This window comes from Algoriphagus halophilus, assembly GCF_900129785.1.
In the GTDB taxonomy this organism is placed as follows: Bacteria; Bacteroidota; Bacteroidia; order Cytophagales; family Cyclobacteriaceae; genus Algoriphagus; species Algoriphagus halophilus.
This window is the reverse complement of record NZ_FSRC01000001.1, coordinates 2,844,569-2,861,205: the sequence shown is the minus strand read 5'-3', so window position 1 is coordinate 2,861,205 and position 16,637 is coordinate 2,844,569. Positions and strand designations below refer to the sequence as shown.

Annotated in this window: 16 protein-coding genes; 12 read left to right on the top strand and 4 right to left on the bottom strand. The window is 38.9% G+C overall.

Going from position 1 to position 16,637, the window contains the following annotated elements; all coding sequences use genetic code 11:
• From BUR11_RS21270 to BUR11_RS11875, 10 genes are all read left to right on the top strand, one after another.
• A partial coding sequence (locus BUR11_RS21270; protein ID WP_234982152.1) for a hypothetical protein occupies window positions 1-202 on the top strand: 202 nt, incomplete at its 5' end.
• 174 nt (window positions 203-376) lie between these two features.
• A complete protein-coding gene (locus BUR11_RS11915; protein ID WP_234982151.1) occupies window positions 377-982 on the top strand; it encodes a hypothetical protein in 606 nt (201 codons plus the stop codon).
• A 71-nt stretch (window positions 983-1,053) separates the two neighbouring features.
• Window positions 1,054-3,483 carry a heavy metal translocating P-type ATPase gene (locus BUR11_RS11910; RefSeq protein WP_074225025.1) on the top strand — a complete coding sequence of 810 codons (2,430 nt, stop codon included), beginning with the start codon at window positions 1,054-1,056 and terminating at the stop codon, window positions 3,481-3,483.
• A 1-nt stretch (window position 3,484) separates the two neighbouring features.
• Window positions 3,485-3,673, top strand: a complete 189-nt coding sequence (gene ccoS / locus BUR11_RS11905; RefSeq protein ID WP_074225024.1) for a cbb3-type cytochrome oxidase assembly protein CcoS — start codon at window positions 3,485-3,487, stop codon at window positions 3,671-3,673.
• On the top strand, window positions 3,666-5,795 hold the full coding sequence (ccoN, locus tag BUR11_RS11900) for a cytochrome-c oxidase, cbb3-type subunit I (RefSeq protein WP_074225023.1): 2,130 nt from the start codon (window positions 3,666-3,668) through the stop codon (window positions 5,793-5,795). Before ccoS ends, ccoN begins: the two co-directional genes overlap by 8 nt.
• Window positions 5,796-5,806: 11 nt before the next feature.
• Window positions 5,807-5,989 carry a cytochrome C oxidase Cbb3 gene (locus BUR11_RS11895; protein WP_074225022.1) on the top strand — a complete coding sequence of 61 codons (183 nt, stop codon included), beginning with the start codon at window positions 5,807-5,809 and terminating at the stop codon, window positions 5,987-5,989.
• Window positions 5,986-6,900: a cbb3-type cytochrome c oxidase N-terminal domain-containing protein gene (locus tag BUR11_RS11890; protein ID WP_074225021.1), complete on the top strand. Its 915-nt coding sequence runs from the start codon at window positions 5,986-5,988 to the stop codon at window positions 6,898-6,900. Before BUR11_RS11895 ends, BUR11_RS11890 begins: the two co-directional genes overlap by 4 nt.
• Before the next feature lie 61 nt (window positions 6,901-6,961).
• Complete coding sequence (ccoG, locus tag BUR11_RS11885; protein WP_074225020.1) at window positions 6,962-8,377, top strand: cytochrome c oxidase accessory protein CcoG; 1,416 nt, start codon at window positions 6,962-6,964, stop codon at window positions 8,375-8,377.
• A 4-nt stretch (window positions 8,378-8,381) separates the two neighbouring features.
• Window positions 8,382-8,819, top strand: a complete 438-nt coding sequence (locus tag BUR11_RS11880; protein ID WP_234982150.1) for a FixH family protein — start codon at window positions 8,382-8,384, stop codon at window positions 8,817-8,819.
• Window positions 8,819-9,523, top strand: a complete 705-nt coding sequence (locus BUR11_RS11875) for a sulfite exporter TauE/SafE family protein (protein ID WP_074225019.1) — start codon at window positions 8,819-8,821, stop codon at window positions 9,521-9,523. Before BUR11_RS11880 ends, BUR11_RS11875 begins: the two co-directional genes overlap by 1 nt.
• Here BUR11_RS11875 and hemN read toward each other — a convergent pair.
• From hemN to BUR11_RS11855, 4 genes are all read right to left on the bottom strand, one after another.
• Window positions 9,520-10,878: an oxygen-independent coproporphyrinogen III oxidase gene (gene hemN, locus BUR11_RS11870; RefSeq protein ID WP_074225018.1), complete on the bottom strand. Its 1,359-nt coding sequence runs from the start codon at window positions 10,876-10,878 to the stop codon at window positions 9,520-9,522. The genes BUR11_RS11875 and hemN overlap by 4 nt on opposite strands.
• Window positions 10,879-10,982: 104 nt before the next feature.
• Window positions 10,983-12,026: a vWA domain-containing protein gene (locus BUR11_RS11865; RefSeq protein ID WP_074225017.1), complete on the bottom strand. Its 1,044-nt coding sequence runs from the start codon at window positions 12,024-12,026 to the stop codon at window positions 10,983-10,985.
• The gene (locus BUR11_RS11860) at window positions 12,007-12,903 is read right to left on the bottom strand and encodes a hypothetical protein (protein ID WP_074225016.1); all 897 of its coding nucleotides are present in this window, start codon (window positions 12,901-12,903) and stop codon (window positions 12,007-12,009) included. Before BUR11_RS11860 ends, BUR11_RS11865 begins: the two co-directional genes overlap by 20 nt.
• Window positions 12,896-13,774, bottom strand: coding sequence for a DUF58 domain-containing protein (locus BUR11_RS11855; protein WP_074225015.1), 879 nt, complete (start codon window positions 13,772-13,774; stop codon window positions 12,896-12,898). The genes BUR11_RS11860 and BUR11_RS11855 overlap by 8 nt, the downstream gene beginning before the upstream one ends.
• A 106-nt stretch (window positions 13,775-13,880) precedes the next feature.
• Between BUR11_RS11855 and BUR11_RS11850 the strand changes: the two genes are divergently transcribed.
• Both BUR11_RS11850 and BUR11_RS11845 read left to right on the top strand, forming a co-directional pair.
• Window positions 13,881-14,240, top strand: coding sequence for a DUF4296 domain-containing protein (locus BUR11_RS11850; protein ID WP_074225014.1), 360 nt, complete (start codon window positions 13,881-13,883; stop codon window positions 14,238-14,240).
• A complete protein-coding gene (locus BUR11_RS11845) occupies window positions 14,240-16,627 on the top strand; it encodes an endonuclease MutS2 (RefSeq protein ID WP_074225013.1) in 2,388 nt (795 codons plus the stop codon). The genes BUR11_RS11850 and BUR11_RS11845 overlap by 1 nt, the downstream gene beginning before the upstream one ends.
• Window positions 16,628-16,637: the final 10 nt, after the last annotated feature.

Genomic DNA, 16,637 nt, shown 5'->3' with positions numbered 1-16,637 from the left:
GATCACTCCGAAGGGCTTTTGTGTTTTCAGGCCCCCAAGAAAAGGAACCCGAACCACCCATTATTCAAGCCAGCTAGATAGCTGGCTTTTTTTGTGGATTACCCATCAAGCCACTATTAGAATTCGAGAATCAGATTCTACTTTATCGCTTTTTCTGATCACTTCTTATTCCTTCCAGAATTCTATTTTTTCTGCCAATTGAAATCTATTGATTATTTATAATGGCCATATTCCATTCCTATATTCAATGGCCAGTGAAATAAAATTCAAAAACTGACTTTTATCATCTTTCCAACTAGGAATGGTCATGAGGTACAAGGGCACTCTTGAATAGCTTTGAATAAAGTTATTCTATATGGAAGCCAAGCCTTCAAGCATGACGAAGTTTGATCTACCCACCCAATTGATCAACGTTTTTCACCAAGAGATATTGGATGAAATTTTCAATCCAGCTATTGAACTTAACAGCCATGTCATTGAGGATTCACAACCTACTTTGTTTTCATTAGATCTTAATAAAGTATTGGATTGGTTGCAAACCCATGAATACCCTAAATCATTGGAAAAAGAACCTTGCCAAACGCCTGTCCTACTTTATGTCCCTAAATTCTCATTGAAACATCTTTTGTTTCACTATGATGGGACTACGGATTCAGCGAGAATCATCCATAAGTTTTTGCTCCTATTTGAAGATTTAATCAAGGAAAGCAAAGCCACCATCATTTCACCCAGTTTTATTCCAAAATCCAGGTCTAAAGAGGAACAGGATATTATTCAAAAAATCTCTTCAGCAACCAAAGAAACAAGTTTTATCAAATTCAATTTTATGCGAATTGGAGACTTTTGGTCCTATGCAGTACAACATGACTGTACTTTATTAGTCACGACAAAAACCTATCAGCAAGAGCTCTCTAACGTGCTTTTTGATTTTTACAAAGGTGAATTGTGGGATGATCAATTATCATTTTACCTATCCTTATAATTAATGCCTTCAACTGACTTTAATCATGTTTTTTTATTACTTAATCAAGTAAATTTAGTAAACTAATACTCATGAAATTCACCTCAAATTCAAATTCTATTACTAAATGCTATCATTGTGGAGAGGTGTGCAATGAGTTGGACCTGGTTCTTGAAGAGAAACACTTTTGCTGTCAAGGCTGTAAACTAGTCTACGAAGTTCTTTCTGAAAATGACCTTTGTAGCTACTATGAATTGGAAGAATTCCCTGGTGAAAACCAAAAATCAAAGAGTTCCAAGGAAAATAGATTTGACTACTTAGAAGATACTGACATTCAGTCTCAATTGTTAGATTTTAAAAGTGATTCTGAAAGCCATATTACTTTTACTATTCCTCATATCCATTGTGCATCCTGTATTTGGTTGCTCGAAAACTTAGTCCAAATCCATTCTGGGATTCTATCAAGTAGGGTTGATTTCTTAAAGAAGAAAGTTCAAGTCAAATTTAATCAACATAAAATCAGTTTAAAGGAGCTGGTTTCATTGTTGGCTACCATAGGTTATGAACCGAAAATCAGTTTATCTGATCAAGGAGGGAAGCCCAAAACTACGATAGATAAAAAACTGATTTCCCAGTTAGCAGTAGCAGGGTTCTGTTTCGGAAATATGATGTTATTCAGTTTGCCGGAGTATTTTTCAGAAACCCAATTTTTAGGAGAAGGATTTAAAGGCTTATTCAATTATTTGAATGTCTTGCTTGCTTTACCGGTCGTTTTCTACTCTGCCAATAGCTATTACGTATCTGCTTGGAATTCTCTAAAACACAGGAAGATCAATATGGATGTGCCTATCGTGCTGGGAATTATTGCATTATTTCTTTATTCCCTTTGGCAGATATTTATTTTTGGGAATGCAGGTTTTATGGATAGCCTAGGGGGATTATTGTTCTTCCTTTTGTTGGGTAAATATTATCAGCAGAAAACTTTTTCGGCTTTGGAATTTGATCGGGATTATAAATCCTATTTCCCAATGGCCGTTACAAAGCTTGTACAAGACAAAGAGGAAGTGGTTCCTATTTCTAAGCTTGAAATAGGGGATGTCATCTTAATAAGAAATGAGGAATTGATTCCTGCCGATTCTATTTTACTTAGTGATCAAGCAAGTATTGACTATAGTTTTGTCACAGGCGAAGAGATTCCTGTGCCTAAGTCTAAAAAAGAAATTATTTATGCAGGTGGAAGACAAGTAGGAGATCCTATTCTCTTAACCATTCAAAAATCCCCGTCCCAAGGGTATTTGACAGATCTTTGGAACAATGAAACTTTTGAAAAGAAGCAAGAAGGACTATTAGAGCCGTTGGCCAATAAAGTAAGTAGCGTGTTTACCTGGACTGTGCTCTCTATCGCTTTCCTAGCTTTTGGATATTGGAGCTTCCAGGATTTTCCATTGGCAATCAAAGCCTTTACTTCTGTATTGATTGTAGCATGTCCATGTGCATTGGCCATGTCTACTCCATTTACCTTGGGTAATACCTTGAGAATTTTTGGGAAGGCAAAGTTTTATTTAAAAAATGCCTCTGTCATTGAAAAGATAGCTCAATTAGATACCATCGTATTTGATAAGACAGGTACGCTCACTTCCCCTGCCAATGCGCAAATAGAATTTGTAGGAGAAGAATTGACTATCCAAACCAAGAATATTTTAAAATCTATGGTTTCAAAATCCAGTCATCCATTAAGTAATCGAATCAATTATTATTTAGGGGATTGTGAACTGGAACGAATTACAGATTTTCAAGAAATCAAAGGGAAAGGAATTCAGGCGTTTTACAAAGAACAACTTTTTCAATTGGGGTCTAAAGAATTCACTGGATCAAATTTAGAACCAAGTATTGAGGAAGGTAACCTGGTGTATTTTACTGTAGCTGGCCAAGATCTTGGCTATTATTCTATTAAGTCTGGATTGAGAGAAACTGCCCCATTTGTCATCCAACAATTGGAGGATGAGTATGAATTGCACTTACTTTCTGGGGACCATAGCCATGAACAAGTTGCTTTACGGGAGAAACTGGGAACTTCCATTCAGTTTAAATTTAATCAAAGTCCTTCGGATAAGCTCCAATACCTAAAACACCTTAACCAAGAAGGGAAGCATACGCTGATGGTAGGGGACGGATTAAATGATGCTGGGGCCTTACAAGAAAGTGAAGTAGGGATTGCAGTCACAGAGCAGATCAGTCATTTCTCTCCTGCCAGTGATGCCATTATGGATGCCACCGTGATTTCTAGTATTCCTGCATTTTTAAGCTTTGCAAAGGCGAATAGATCCATTATTAAAATCAGCTTTATACTGAGTTTTATGTACAATATTATCGGGATTTCCTTGGCAGTTCAAGGTGTTCTCAGTCCCGTAATTTGCGCCATTTTAATGCCTATCAGTAGTATCACGGTGGTGGTATTTACGACAGTAGCAACCAATCTAGTGGCGATGAGAAAAGGATTATTTAAGACAAACTTCAACTAATATGGAGGTGATTTTTCTATTGATCGGTGTGAGTTTAATTCTAGCAGGGACATTCCTTTACCTGTTTTTTAAAGCAATGAAGGATGGCCAGTTTGATGATGATTATACGCCATCCATTAGAATATTATTCGACAGTAAACAGAAAAAAGAAACAAAAGATCAACCAACAAAAACAAAGTCCTATGAATGATTCTACTTTAGAAACGTTCCAATATGACAATAAAATTGTCAAGTATTTTGGAGCAGCCACCGTTATATGGGGGCTCGTCGGGATGTTGGTGGGAGTAATCGCTGCCACCCAACTTTTCTTACCAGAAGCCAATTTGGGCAATCCCTATACCACTTTTGGTAGGATTAGACCATTGCATACGAATGCAGTAATTTTTGCTTTCGTAGGAAATGCGATTTTCGCAGGTGTGTATTATTCCATGCCTAGGTTATTGAAAACTCCAATGTGGAATAAAACATTGAGCTGGTTTCATTTCTATGGATGGCAGCTAATTATTTTGGCGGCTGCAATCACCCTTCCTTTAGGTCTTACTACCTCTAAAGAATATGCAGAGTTGGAATGGCCAATTGACATAGCAATTGCTTTGGTTTGGGTGGCATTTGGTGCCAATATGATCGGAACGTTGATCACTCGGAGGGAGCGACACATGTACGTAGCCATTTGGTTTTACATGGCTTCTTTTGTGACGGTGGCCGTACTGCATATTTTCAATTCCTTGGCCTTGCCTGTTTCGTTCCTAAAAAGCTACTCTGCTTATGCTGGAGTTCAGGACGCTTTGGTACAATGGTGGTATGGTCATAATGCAGTTGCATTTTTCCTTACTACTCCATTTTTAGGACTGATGTATTATTTCTTGCCGAAGGCTGCGAATAGACCTGTTTATTCTTATAAACTTTCTATAGTTCACTTCTGGTCGTTGATCTTCATTTACATGTGGGCAGGACCTCACCATTTGTTGTACACCGCTCTTCCAGAATGGGCTCAGGTATTGGGTACTGCTTTTTCTGTCATGTTGATTGCACCTTCCTGGGGAGGGATGGTCAATGGTCTATTGACCCTTCGTGGAGCTTGGGATAAAGTCAGCAATGAACCCGTATTGAAGTTTATGGTGGTAGCTCTTACCGCATACGGTATGGCGACTTTTGAAGGCCCTATGTTATCCTTGAAAAATGTAAATGCGATTGCTCACTATACAGACTGGATCGTTGCTCACGTACATATTGGAGGTTTAGGCTGGAATGGCTTCTTGACTTTCGGTATGTTGTATTGGATGTGGCCAAGATTATTCAAAACCAAGATCTACTCCACCAAATTGGCGAATACCCATTTTTGGATGGGAACCCTAGGAATTATATTCTATGCACTTCCCATGTATGTCGCTGCCTTGACTCAGTTCTTGATGTTAAGAGAGTTTGATGAAATGGGACGATTATCCTATGGTAATTTCTTGCAAACAGTAGTAGAATTGGTACCGATGTATATGTTGAGAGCCTTTGGTGGTTTACTTTACTTGAGTGGTGCCGTGATCATGGTATACAACATGTGGAAAACTGCTCAACAGGGAGTATTCCAAGAATCTGAAGAAGATTCTGCACCGGCTTTAGCTAAGAACTACAAGCCAGCTGGAGAATTTTGGCACAGAGCCTGGGAAAGAAAGCCTGTTTTCTTCACTGTGTTGGCAACTGTTGCAATCGCCATTGGAGGTGCCATAGAGATTATTCCTACTATTTTGGTGAAATCCAATGTACCAACCATTAGTTCTGTAAAACCATATACTCCTCTTGAATTGGAGGGTAGGGATTTGTATATCTCAAATGGCTGCGTGGGTTGTCATTCACAAATGATCCGTCCTTTTAGGTTTGAAACGGAACGATATGGGGAATATTCCAAAGCGGGGGAATTTGTCTATGATCGACCTTTCTTATGGGGATCCAAACGTACTGGGCCTGATTTACACCGTGTAGGTGGCAAATATCCAGATAGCTGGCACTACTTCCACATGATGGATCCAAGATCCATGTCTCCGGGGTCCTTGATGCCACCTTATCCATGGATGGTAGAAAATGAAATGGATTATTCCGATTTACCAGCAAAAATCAGGACACTTCAAAAATTGGGAGTTCCATATCCAGAAGGATATGATGAGCGCGCGATGGCAGACTTGGAATCTCAAGCTGCTCAGATTACTGCAAACCTAAAAGATGCAGGTGTTGAGGTAATGCCAAATACAGAAATCGTGGCATTGATATCTTATTTGCAAAGACTTGGTACTGATATCAAGGCAACTTCTTCCAACGAATAAATCAAAAAGTCATGTATAAAGAAGTATTAAGATCTATCGAAAACATAGAAATCTATCCGATCATTTCGCTTTTGATTTTTGTCCTATTCTTTGTCGCCATGTTGCTATGGGTGATTAAGGTACCTAAATCTTACATAGATCATATGAGGTCACTTCCAATGGAAGATGATGATATTATAAAGAAAGAGCCATGAAAAATATACTAACCTTATTATTTGCATTTGTTGGGCTTTCTGTGACTAACGCAGTATTTGCTCAAGCAGTAGAAAGTTCGACTTACGAAAAACTGATGAATATGGATGGGAATCAATTAACCCTTCTCATCATCATGGGGGTCATTTTAGGAGTCATTGTTCTTCTTTTAATATTGATCATTTACCTCATGTCTTTTATCACTGCAGTGTTTAGAAAAGAAAACCCTGCAATGGCAGAAGAGCCAACATGGTGGGAATCCTTCAAGGAAAAGTTCATCACAGGAGATGTAGCAGAAGAAGCAGTGGAGAAAAAGGAAATGACAGATCACTCCTACGATGGGATTACTGAGCTTGATAATTTCATGCCTCCTTGGCTTCAATATACCTTCCTAATCACAGCCATCTTCGGGATAGGTTATTTTCTCAATTACTCTGTATTGGGCTACGGAAAAACAGGTGTGGAAGAATATGAAGAAGAATTGAGGATCGAAGCCATTGCCTCTGAAGAGCGTAAGGCCAATGCTGCTGCCGGAATTGATGAGACTACCGTCGTTTTTGATGAGACGGCTTCCGCTTTAGCATCAGGTAAAACCATCTTTGAAGGTAATTGTGCTGCCTGCCATGCTATTGATGGTGGTGGCGGAGTCGGCCCCAACTTAACTGACGATTATTGGATTCATGGGAATTCGATTTCAGATGTATTCACCGTGATTAAATATGGGGTAGTAAGTAAAGGGATGGTGCCATGGGAAGACCAATTAAGCCCCGAAGAAATCCAACAAGTAGCGAGCTATATTCTTACATTGAATGGTACAAGTCCAGCCAACCCGAAGGAACCTCAAGGTGAATTAGTTGGTGGAGCTCCTGCGGCAGAAACTCCTGCGGAGTCCGATAGTACCGCGGTAGAATAGAAAATAGATTGTTCCTAATAAACCGGAAGAAGAAATTCTTCCGGTGTTTCCATACTCTATTATGGCAAAAAAAAATCCACATTTAAACCCTGAGAATTTCCGTGATGCCTTGGCAACTGTCCAGGAAGATGGAAAAAGAAACTGGGTATATCCAAAGAAAGTTAAAGGTTTATTCTATCGATATAGGACATACCTCTCCTGGCTTTTATTGGCTATTTTATTTGCTGGACCCTTCATAAAAGTGGATGGAAGACCTTGGCTTTTGTTCAATATTTTTGAAAGGAAGTTTATCATATTTGGAGCTGTGTTTTGGCCTCAGGATACCTACTTGTTGATCTTCCTTTTATTGATCTTTTTCGTTTTTGTCATTCTTTTTACAGTGATTTTTGGAAGGGTATTTTGTGGTTGGGCCTGTCCTCAAACTCTTTTTATGGAGATGGTTTTCCGGAAAATCGAGTATTGGATTGAAGGAGATGCCAATCAGCAAAGAGCGTTGAATACTGCTCCTTGGGACTCCAAAAAAATTGGAAAGAAAGGGGCAAAGTACCTGATCTTTGGGTTCATTTCATTGATGATTGGTCATTTGGTGATGGCTTATTTAATAGGGGTGGATCAAGTGATAGAGGTCGTAACCCAACCACCTTCTGCTCATATGGCTGGTTTTATTGGATTGATCGCTTTTTCGGGGATATTCATGTTTGTGTTTTCCTGGTTTAGGGAGCAGGCATGTTTGGTTGTTTGTCCTTATGGAAGACTTCAAGGTGTTTTATTAGACAATAACTCCATCAACGTCATGTATGATTACGTGAGGGGTGAACCTAGAGCTCCAATACGGAAAAACAAGGCCGAACTTGAACCAAAAGGCGATTGTGTGGATTGCAGCCTTTGCGTACAGGTTTGCCCAACAGGAATAGATATTCGAAATGGAATACAAATGGAATGCGTGAACTGTACCGCTTGCATTGATGCTTGTGATGAGGTCATGGTCAAGGTGGATAGGCCAAAAGGCTTGATTCGCTATGCCTCTCAGAATAGCATTAAACAAGGCTTCCAAAAATTGATCACAGGTAGAGTCAAGGCATATGTGGTGGTTTTGTTGGTATTGGTAGCCGCTTTTGTCTCTTTAATTGCTACAAGAGAACCTATTAACGGAACGGTTACCAGATTTCCAGGCATGACTTATCAAACCAGAGAAGATGGAAGGGTATCAAACCTGTATGAAATCACTTTAATCAACAAAACATTTGAACCACAGACGGTGGAATTGATCCCCTTAGTAGAGGGCATAGATCTGGAAGTGGTGGGGGATACCCACTGGACCTTGGAGCCCCAATCAAAGTTTGAGGGAAGATTTTTCTTAGTTAGAAATCAATCAGATGTACAGGTGAGCCAGGAAAAGGTACAATTGCAATTAAATGCTGGTGGTCAAGAATTTGGCGATATTGAAACAAACTTTATGGCACCTATAAACAAATAAAACGATGAAATTAACTATGAATTGGGGAACTGGAATATTCCTTTCGTTTTTAGGTTTTATTGTGGTCATCATGACCATGGTGACTATTTCGGTTAGAATGGATGGAATTGAGTTGGTGACAGAAAGCTATTATGAAAAGGAAATAGTTTATCAGGATCAAATAGATAAAGAACAGGCAACCTTAGATCAAAACAAGGATGTAATGACTTTTGATATGAAGGGGCAAATGATATTGGTGGACCTTCCTTCAGGTGCCTCTGGGACTCTTCATCTTTTCAGACCTTCCGATGCTGCCTTAGACCAAAAAATTAAATTAGATGGTAATAGCCAAAGGTCTATTGAAGTTCCAATTAATCAATTGAAAAGTGGGTATTGGAAAGCTCAGTTAAATTGGGTGGAAAATGGAGTAGAATATTATCAAGAAAAGAAATTAAATTTTTGATGCTTTGGACTGCTGTCATATTAGGCTTTTTGGGATCATTTCATTGTGTTGGAATGTGTGGGCCTATTGCATTGGCAGTAGGTGGCTCCAATAAAAATAAATTTTTAGGAAATAAAATTATCTACCATGTAGGAAGAAGTCTTACCTACTCTCTTTTGGGGCTTCTGGTAGGCAGTCTTGGTTTTTCTCTGGCACTGGCAGGAGTTCAACAAGGCCTATCTATTGGGATGGGAGTGCTTATTTTAATCCTTGCACTATCAGTTAAAACATCAGATCAATTCTTATCCATTCCCATTTTTTCAGGCTTTGTAAAATGGATTAAAAAGACCTTAGGAACCTATCTAAAGTCTGGAAAGACATCTGCTTACTTTAGTACAGGTATGATCAATGGATTATTGCCCTGTGGCATGGTCTATATGGCCCTTATTGCTGCTTTGGCCTTGCAAAATCCATGGTTGGGAGCAGCATACATGTTTTTCTTTGGATTGGGTACTGTACCCCTCTTATTGGCATTAATGATTTCAGGAAGTCTTTTTAGCCTTTCCCTAAGACAAAAATTCCAATCAGCCATCCCATATTTGGGAGTTCTGATTGGAATTCTATTTATTTTCCGTGGACTTGGCCTAGGGCTGCACGGGTTTAGCCCTGATTTGCAAGTCTATGACTATGGGGCTAAACAAATTGAAATTACGATGTGTCGTTAAATGGCTTTGCTAAATACCTGATGATGTTTTTGGTTTTCGGCCAATCTAAGGTCTAGCTGCTTACATACATGACGAATAATGGCCACCCCTATTTCAGTGATGATTAATTGTTCGTCTTCTATTCTAACGAGATTTTCAGATTCCATATTTTTTAGTTTGAAAATCTGATCTTCATTTAACTTTTCCCAAACCTTGAAAGGGATATGCGCTTCATTTCTACAAATCAAGTCCAGAATGATCTCCCTGATCTGAATATCATCCTCTGTCAAAACGTGTCCCTTTTGAATCGCCCATTGATCCTTGTTCAAGGTTTCTTTGTAGGCTTCAATATTCTTTTCGTTTTGAGCATAGCCAAGGTGGATATCACTAATACTGCTTGCTCCCAAGCCAATCAATATCTTGGAAGGAGAGGTGGTATAGCCCATAAAATTTCTATGCAAAGTACCCTGATGCTTAGCCAAGTTCAGGGGGTCATTGGGTAGGGCGAAATGGTCCATTCCTACCTCCTCGTATCCCAGGTCAATTAGTTTTTTTCTTCCAAATTCATAAAGTTCACGCTTTTCAATATCCGCTGGCAAATAGCTTTCAAAGCTCTTTTGGGCAGGAAAAACACTTGGTAGATGCGCATAAGAATAAAAAGCAATGCGGTCTGGTTTTAAATCAGCTACCTTCTCAAAAGTATCCTCTAGAGAAGCTATAGTCTGATGTGGCAATCCATAAATCAAATCAAAGTTAATGGAGGTATACCCTGATTTCCGGGCATTTTCAGTAGCTTCAATTACCTTTTCCAAAGGTTGAAGTCTGTGAATAGCCTGCTGTACATTCGAGTCAAAATCTTGAATTCCATAACTCACTCGATCAAATCCAAGACTATTTAAGGTTTGTAAATGGGCCAACGTAGTGTTGTTGGGATGCCCTTCAAAACTGAATTCAGCCGATTCCAAGACTTCAGCGTTTTGAATAATTTCGCTCAGAAAATATTCTAAGGACTCAGGTTGGAAAAAGGTAGGTGTTCCACCGCCTAGATGAATTCCAGCTAGTTTGGGTTTGCTATTAAAAAGCTTCAGGTATTTTTTCCATTCTGCTAGCACAGCATCCAAATAAGGGATTTCTACCGAATGGTTTTTTGTAATTCGCTTATTACAGCCACAATAGGAGCAAAGGCTTTCACAAAAGGGAAGGTGGATGTACAAAGTAATTCCTTCTTGCGCTCCAAACTGTTCAAAAGCAGTTTGAACAAGCGCTTCCCAAGTTGCTGAAAGAAGATTATTTTCCCAAAGTGGTACCGTTGGATAAGAAGTATAACGAGGGGCAGGTTTATTATACTTTTCTATAAGTTCTGGTGATAAAGTCATTCTTTTTTCTTTGTACAAAACTGTACTTAAATGACTTTTTTTTGACTGACTAGAATAAGAACAAAACCTGATATTTATCAGGTTTTAGTTGCTTAATGGAGTCATTAATCAAGTAAGAAATTATTGAGAAAGCTACTTTTCAGAAGTAACCAGATAAAGAATAATAGCATGCCCCAGAATAAATAAACTCGATAATAATCTGAAGTCTCCTTATACCTATTTTCTATCACTTCAGCTTTTTCCAGGGTATCAATTCTTTCAAAGATATTATTTAGTGTACCGCCATCGGAAGCCCTGAAAAACTCCCCATTCCCAATTTTAGCAATTTCTCTCAGGGTAGTTTCGTCCAAGTAACTTTCGACCATTTGAGGTCTTCCAAAAAAATCAGTCCCGTATGGAACCATTCCATCTTTTCCTACAGCGATGGTATATATTTTAATGTCCAATGCAGAGGCAAGCTCCGCCGCAAACAGTGGATCTACATTCCCGGCATTGCTTTCACCATCACTCAACAAAATCAACACTTTGGAAGCAGACTCAGATTCTTTCATTCGATTGGTTGCTGAAGCTATTGCCGATCCGATAGCTGTACCTTTTGCTTCCATCATATTAAATGAAATATCCTCTATCAAATCTGTCAATAGCTGATAATCATTCGTCAATGGTGCAAGTGAATACGCTTCTCCCGCAAACACCACCATCCCAATTCTATCTCCAAAACGTCCATTGATAAAGTCAACGGCAGTGGATTTAGCGGCTTCCAAACGATTCGGAGTAAAATCCTGAAGATCCATGGACTCCGAAATATCCATCACTAAAACAATGTCTATTCCTTCCGTAAATTGCTCTACCCGTTCGTTACTTCGCTGAGGTCTTCCTAAGGCGATCACGATCATGACCAAGGCCAAGAAGAAGAATCCTGTAGGAATAAGTCTAAGGTACGTCCATGGATTGTTTTTTGCGGCTCTTTTAGGAAGTGAAAGCTCTAAAACAGGATTTTTCAAAAACTTCACGAAAATTCTCAAAAGCATAAGCGCAGGAATGATCCAGAGCAAATGCAGAATCCAAAGATTTTCCCATTCGTATGATTTGAAGGTCTCAGGCAAAAACCAAGACCAGCTAAAAAACTCAGCTAGTTGCTCTTGCATGCTTCATCTCGTTTAGTTTTTCTAAATGCTTTTCTTTTGCTACCTGAAGTAGATAATCAGTAGCTTCTTCACTTTTTTCTGAAACCCCTGCATAAATGATCAAGTCAATTGCTCTCAATGCTTTAAAAACTTCAGGGTCATCCAGTTTTTCTCCGATTTCACTGGAGGTCCATTCCTGGAAAGGCAGATGAGTGAGTTTCTCCATAAAAGATTTCCAGAGTCCCTGAACTTCATCAGCTAGATCTAAGCTAGGATTTTGGGTAAGAAGAGTCGTTTGTTTGATCCATTCTTTTTCAAATTGCCTCCATCTTCTTTTTTGACTTCTATCCTTCAATAGGCGTTTTATACGTTCCGCGAATAGGAGATAGAATACCAATATTACTAAAACAATTCCACCCAGTAAGACACCTATAACAATCCAATTAAATTCTTTTTCAAGGGGTTGATATACATTGTTTTCCTGAAAAACAGGTTGCTCCGGAATGCTGTCTAAGGTGAGTTTTAATTTTAATTCTGCCTCTAATGGAAAATGAGTGATGCTATCGTATCTAGCCACCTCATATACTGGGAGTGTCATAAATACACTAGGCTCCAGGGAAAAGTTGGATACATAATAGATAGTGCTATCACTGGTTACTCCTTCTGTAGTACTTGAAATAAATGTCTTTTTTTCAAGTAATACCAGTGGAGAATAATCATACAATGAATCAGGAAAGATGAGTTGTTTCTGTTCAGGGTAGGTAGCTTTTAAAACATAGCCTACACGTTCTCCAAGTTTTGCAGAATCCTGGAGAAAATATCCATCTATCTTGACTTCTTGAGCCCAGCTTAGAATCGGGAGGAAAAATAAAAGAATGATCTTACTTAGTTTACCCACGTTTCATTCTTTTGTTTCTGTACTTAAATAATTCAATCAATGGGGCTACAATATCTTGACTCGTATCAATACTTAGGTAATTGATCTGATTCTTTTTGCATATTTCTTGAAGGTTCACTCGTTCCGAAGAAAAGGTTTCAGCTATTTTTTTTGAAAAGCTTCCGAAAGCTGTATTTACCCAAGTGGTTTTTCCTCTCTCTTTATCATAGATAGGAATAATTCCCAGTGAAGGTAGGGCGGATTCCCTTGGATCAGTCAACTGGATTGCAACCAAGTCATGTCTTTCTGCAAGGGCTCTGAAAGGTCTTTCGTATCCTTCATCAATAAAGTCAGAAATCACAATGATGACACTTCTTTTCTTGATAAGGTTTAAGGCGAAGGTAAACATGGCATTCAAATCAGTTTTCAAAGATTTGTTTTCATGTTCAAAGATTCCTCTAACCATCTTTACACCTTGTTTTGGCCCTTTACCAGGAAGAATCAGGTTCTCTTTTTGATCAGAAAAGCTAATAAGTCCAACCTGACTTCCATCAAAAACAGCAGCCAGATTAAGAACACCGGCAATGGTTTTACCCTGATCTATTTTCTTGTTTCCTACTTGACCAATATCTTGGCTTCCGCTGATGTCCAACAAGAAATAAACACATTGATCTTTGTCTTCCCGAAAGGTCTTTACAAATGTGCCATGACCTTTTGCAGACACTTTCCATTCGATCGTTCTTACATCATCTCCGTATTGATAGGGGCGTAAGTCGTCAAATTCCAAGCCAGAGCCTTTGAAAAGAGATTGGTATTCTCCTTGCAAGTGGTTGTTTGCCACTTTTCGGATCATTATCTCGTATTTTCTAAGCTTACTGAATAGTTGATTCATTCCTGGTGATTTGAACTGGCTAATTTATAGGAACAGGTTGAATTATAAAATTTGTCTTATATGAAGGGTGAAGGAAATTTCAGTTAAAAAACCATAATTTTACATCGTGAAACGATTACTACTAATTTGTTTAAGTCTACTTTTTGTAGCCTCTTGCTCCGAAGATGAGAAACCAGAAGGTTTGTTGAGTCAGGATAAAATGATTAATGTCCTGATTGATATACAGATAACGGAGGGGATTGCCAGTGCAATACCAGTAGCCTATGATTCTTCTGAGGTTTTATACAAGCTAATGGAAAAAGAAGTCTTCAAAAAACATCAAGTGGAAGATTCAGTTTTTACTCAAAGCCTCCGATACTACCTGCAATACCCAGGAATCATGGATAATATGTATGCACAAATTTTAGATTCGTTGGCGGCAAGAGAAACAATTGGAATTAAAAAAGACGAAGGAGAGATTTTCTAATGATATACCCCTCTAATTTAGAGCAAAAAATAAATTTCGGAAAGGTCAAGGAATTGCTGAAGGAGGAATGTACTTCTCCTTTGGGAATGAGTTATGTAGATAAAGTTTCCTTTTCCTCTGATCACAAATTGGTCGAAAAACTCCTAGACCAAACTCATGAATTTTTTCAGATCCTGGTTTCAGGGGAAGTTTTTCCTTCCTCCAATTTCACGAATCTTTATCCTTTTTTAGAAAAAGCCAAATTAGAAGGCGCATTTCTAGATCAGGAGGACTTTCATGAAGTGAAGTTGGCCCTATATACCTTGAGAGGATGTATTACATTTTTTAAAAAATTCGTGGATGAATACCCAGCCCTAAGTCAACTCTTAGGCTTATTGGTTGATCTGGATTTAAGCTTGCTGAAATCGATAGAACAAGTAATCGACGAAAAAGGGAAAATCAGGAGTAATGCGAGTAGAGACCTTCAATTGATAAGGAACCAGATCATTTTTGAAGAGGGAAGGTTAAGAAAGGTAATGGAAAGAATCTTTAAAGAGGCAAGGGCCAAAGGGCTAACTCCTGAAGATTCGGCGATGACCATCCGTGGAGGCCGAATGGTGATTCCAGTGGCAGCGGAAAATAAGAGGAAGCTACGAGGCTTTATCCATGATGAATCTGCAACGGGACAAACGGTCTTTATGGAGCCAGAAGAGGCCTTGGATATCAATAATGAAATCAGGGATTTGGAATACATGGAGCGCCGTGAGATCATCAAAATACTCACGACTCTAACTGATAAACTGAGACCTGCAATCCCAGCATTAAGGAAAGCAACAAATTACCTGGGCTTGATGGATTTTGTCAGGGCAAAAGCAAAATTTGCTCAGAAAACAGAGAGTGTAAAACCTGAGATTACCAAAGAAAGACAACTGACTTGGACCAAAGCAAGGCACCCCCTGTTAGAAATGGCTTTGAAAAGCCAAGGAAAGAAGATCATTCCTTTGGATGTGAAATTAGGAGGGCATGAGCGTCTGTTAGTGATTTCAGGACCCAACGCAGGAGGTAAGTCTGTTACCCTCAAAACGGTCGCTTTGCTTCAATATATGTTGCAATGTGGTTTGTTAATACCTGTCCAGCCTGATTCAAAAAGCTCACTTTTTGATAATTTCTTCATTGATATTGGAGATGAGCAGAATCTTGAAAATGACTTGAGTACATATAGCTCACACTTAATGAGTATGAAGCATTTTACTCAATTTTCAAACAGGAAAACCATCCTCTTTATTGATGAATTTGGAACAGGGACGGAACCACAGTTTGGAGGGGCGATTGCTGAATCAATTTTGCTGGCTTTGAATAAATTAGGAGCCTTTGGTATTGTGACTACCCATTATGGAAACCTGAAACAGGTAGCCAATAAAAACCAAGGGCTGGTAAATGGAGCCATGCGCTATGATGTGGATAAATTGGAGCCAATGTATCAATTGGAAATTGGTAAACCCGGGTCTTCTTTTGCTTTGGAAATTGCCTCCAAAATCGGGATATCCAAAGATATTCTTCAATATGCAAAGGATCACATCGGAGAAGAACGGGTTCGCTACGATAGATTGTTGACCCAGCTTGAAAATGAGAAGAATCAATACACCAGCCTATTGGCAGATGCCAAAGCAAAAGAAAGGTTACTCAAGACCAGGCTCAGAGAATACAATGAACTGAAAGAAACCTTAGAGCTTACAAAAAAACGATACATTCAAGAGGCCAAACAAGAAGCCAAAGCATTATTGGATCAGACCAATAAAAAAATCGAATCTACTATCCGTCAGATAAAGGAAGACAAAGCAGATAAGGAGGCCACAAAAAAAATCCGACAGGAACTCGAAACATTTAAAGAGGAGGTAAAACCTGAAAAAATGGCCATTAAAGATCCGGAGATCGTGGTGATAGGTGGCAAAATCTCCAATGGAGATTGGGTCAGATTAAAAGATAATGGAGCGATTGCTCAAGTGCTTCAGGTGAAAAATAAGGAAGTGGAACTTTCAATTGGAGAGTTGAAATCCAATGTTAAGCTTTCTAGATTGGAGAAAATCTCCCAAACCCAGGTGAAAAAGGAATTGAAGTCATCTTCCAAAAGAAGTGGGTATAACACCAACGAGAAACTCATGGATTTTTCTCCAAACTTGGATTTGAGAGGAAAAAGGGGGGAAGAAGTGCTGTCGATCATCCAGACATTTATTGATGAAGGATTTATGTTTGGAGTCAAAGACCTAAGGATCGTTCATGGAAAAGGTGATGGAATCCTAAGAGATATTACCAGGAATTTATTGAGAACTATGCCTCAAGTAGCAAGGTTGGAGGACGAGCATCCTGATCGTGGTGGAGCTGGGGTAACCTTGGTAACCTTAAAATAGCAAAGGAGCA